At 69.1% G+C, this 2,877-nt stretch carries 2 protein-coding genes; both read left to right on the forward strand.

The features are described 5' to 3' along the window. On the forward strand, nucleotides 1-968 hold a 968-nt coding region (locus D7X55_RS38100), incomplete at its 5' end, for a D-alanine--D-alanine ligase (protein WP_147470381.1). A gap of 317 nt (nucleotides 969-1,285) precedes the next feature. After that, on the forward strand, nucleotides 1,286-2,809 hold the full coding sequence (locus tag D7X55_RS38105) for a cellulose synthase family protein (RefSeq protein WP_121725603.1): 1,524 nt from the start codon (nucleotides 1,286-1,288) through the stop codon (nucleotides 2,807-2,809). Nucleotides 2,810-2,877 lie beyond the last annotated feature (68 nt).

Genomic DNA, 2,877 nt, shown 5'->3' on the forward strand with positions numbered 1-2,877 from the left:
TGGGAGTGCTGATGGGCGGGTGGGGCGAGGAGCGGGAGATTTCGCTCAAGACGGGGGAGGCCGTGGTGGCGGCCCTGGAGACCCTGGGGCACACCGTCACCCGCGTCTTCGCGGGCCCGGGCCTGGACCGGGCGCTGCGCGCGGCGGACCTCGACGTGGCCTTCCTCGCGCTGCACGGCCGCATGGGCGAGGACGGCCGCGTGCAGGGCCTCCTGGAGCTGCTGGAGATTCCGTACACCGGCTCCGGCGTGCTGGCCTCCGCGCTGGCCATGGACAAGCCCATGGCGAAGAAGCTCTTCCAGCTGCACAACCTGGCCTCGCCCCGGGGCTACCGGGTGGCCCGCGCGGACGCCGGGCGCGCCCTGGAGCTGCACGGCGACAGCGGCTTTCCCTGCGTGGTGAAGCCCGCGAAGGGCGGCTCGTCCGTGGGCCTGTCCGTGGTGCATGACGCCGGGGCGCTGGTGCCCGCGGTGGCCCAGGCGTGCCGCTTCGGCGGAGAGGCCCTGGTGGAGCGCTTCGTCCAGGGGCAGGAGGTGACGGTGGGCATCCTCGGCGACAGCGTGCTGGGCAGCTGCGAGGTGTCCTACCCGCGCGAGGGCTTCGACTACGAGGCCAAGTACAAGGGCGCCGGCGCCCAGTACTTCCTGCCGCCCCGCCTGTCCGACACCCGCCGCGTCAACGTGGAGACCCTGGCGCTGGCCGCCTACCGCGCCCTGGGCTGCCGGGGCTACGGCCGCGTGGACCTGATGTGCTCCGACACGGAGAACGACGTCGTCCTGGAGGTGAACACCCTGCCGGGCTTCACGCCCACCAGCCTCCTGCCGAAGATCGCCGCCCGCGCCGGCCTGGACTTCCCCGCGCTGGTGCAGGGCGTGCTGGATCGCGCCACCCGCGACGAGTCCCACGTCGCCGAGGAGGGCCCCGCGTTCGCGCCCACCGCTCCCGTGCCCCTGCGCGCCGTGCGCTAGGTCCTCCGCCGCTCGGAGCACCTGGGACGTCGTCCCGGCAGCGCCCTGACGCAGGGAAGAAGGGGGTGACAACCTGCGTCAAAACCGCCGTTCAAAGCCTCTCGAATCCGGGGAATAGTTTGACACGACCCGGGTGGCTCCCTATTGTCCGCCGGCGATCAGTAGCCGGAAGGTCAAAGCCCAGTCTTTTCGGGCACATACGGGGCGGGGCTCAGCAGACCCACAGGCGGCGGTCAGCGTGAGCGGTCGGTCGGCATGCCGCCACGTCTGGTAGGACCGCTGGCGCCAGTGCCAGTGGGAGGGGCTGAGCGTCACCGATGACCACCGTCGAGATCATCTTCCTGGCAGTCTACTTCAGCTTGCTGAGCGTGCTGGGAGTCTACGGCTCCCACCGCTACCGCATGGCGTTTCTGTACTACCGCCACAAGTTCAAGCTGCCGACGCCCAATGGCACGCTGAAGGCGCTGCCTCGTGTAACCATCCAGCTGCCCATCTTCAACGAGATGTACGTGGTGGAGCGCCTGGTGGAGTCGGTGTGCCGCATCGACTACCCGCGCGAGCTGCTGGAGATCCAGGTGCTGGACGACTCCACGGACGAGACGTGCGGCATCGCGCGCGCGTGCGTGGAGCGCCACCGGCAGAAGGGCCACGACATCGTCTACATCCACCGCGTCAACCGCCAGGGCTTCAAGGCGGGCGCGCTGGAGAACGGCCTCAAGCTGGCCACGGGCGAGTACGTGGCGGTGTTCGACGCGGACTTCGTCCCCAGCCCCGACTTCCTGATGCGCACGGTGCCCTTCTTCGCGGACGCGAAGGTGGGCATGGTGCAGGTGCGCTGGGGCCACCTGAACCGTGAGTTCAGCATCCTCACGCAGGCGCAGAGCATCTTCCTGGACGGCCACTTCATCATCGAGCACACCGCGCGCAACCGCGCCGGGTGCTTCTTCAACTTCAACGGCACCGCGGGCATCTGGCGCCGCAGCACCATCTCCGACGCGGGCGGCTGGCAGCACGACACGCTCACGGAGGACCTGGACCTGTCCTACCGCGCCCAGCTGAAGGGCTGGCAGTTCATCTTCCTCCCGGAGGTCATCTCCCCCGCGGAGGTGCCGGTGGACATGAACGCCTTCAAGAGCCAGCAGCACCGCTGGGCCAAGGGCTCCATCCAGACGGCGAAGAAGCTCCTGCCCACCATCCTCAAGAGCGACCTGCCGCTGCTGGTGAAGCGCGAGGCCTTCTTCCACCTCACCAACAACATGGCCTACCTGTTGATGGTGCTCCTGTCCGTGCTGATGCCCATCAGCATGGTGGTGCGCTTCCAGCACGGGCTGTACGGCACGCTGTTCCTGGACCTGCCCTTCTTCATCACCGCGACGGCCAGCGTCTGCGTCTTCTACGTGGCCGCCCAGCGCGAGCGCGGCGTGAAGGGCTGGGAGCGCTTCAAGTACCTGCCCTTCCTGATGAGCCTGGGCATCGGCCTGGCCATCAACAACGCGAAGGCCGTGGGCGAGGCGCTGCTCAACCAGCAGTCGGGCTTCGCGCGCACGCCGAAGACGGGCGCGGAAGGCAAGAGCGTCAAGGCCGTGAAGAAGAGCTACCGGGGCAGCAAGACGCTGATGCCGGTGGTGGAACTGCTCTTCGCCGCCTACTTCACCGGGGCGCTGTGGTTCGCCATCGACTCGCGCATCTACACGTCGGTGCCCTTCATCATCCTGTTCCTGGCGGGCTTCCTCTACGTGGGCGTGTCCAGCCTGCTGCAGGGCCTGTCGGGCCGGGCGAAGGCGCCGGACGCCGCTCCCGCGGTGGCCTCCTCCGAGGAGCAGCCGCGCCAGGCGGCCTGATCCGCTCCCCGCCGCTTCCGCAGGTCACCTCGCGCCGCCGCTTCCCTCCTGGGCCTCCAGGGCGGGGA

This window comes from Corallococcus sp. AB049A, from assembly GCF_003668885.1.
GTDB lineage: Bacteria > Myxococcota > Myxococcia > Myxococcales > Myxococcaceae > Corallococcus > Corallococcus interemptor.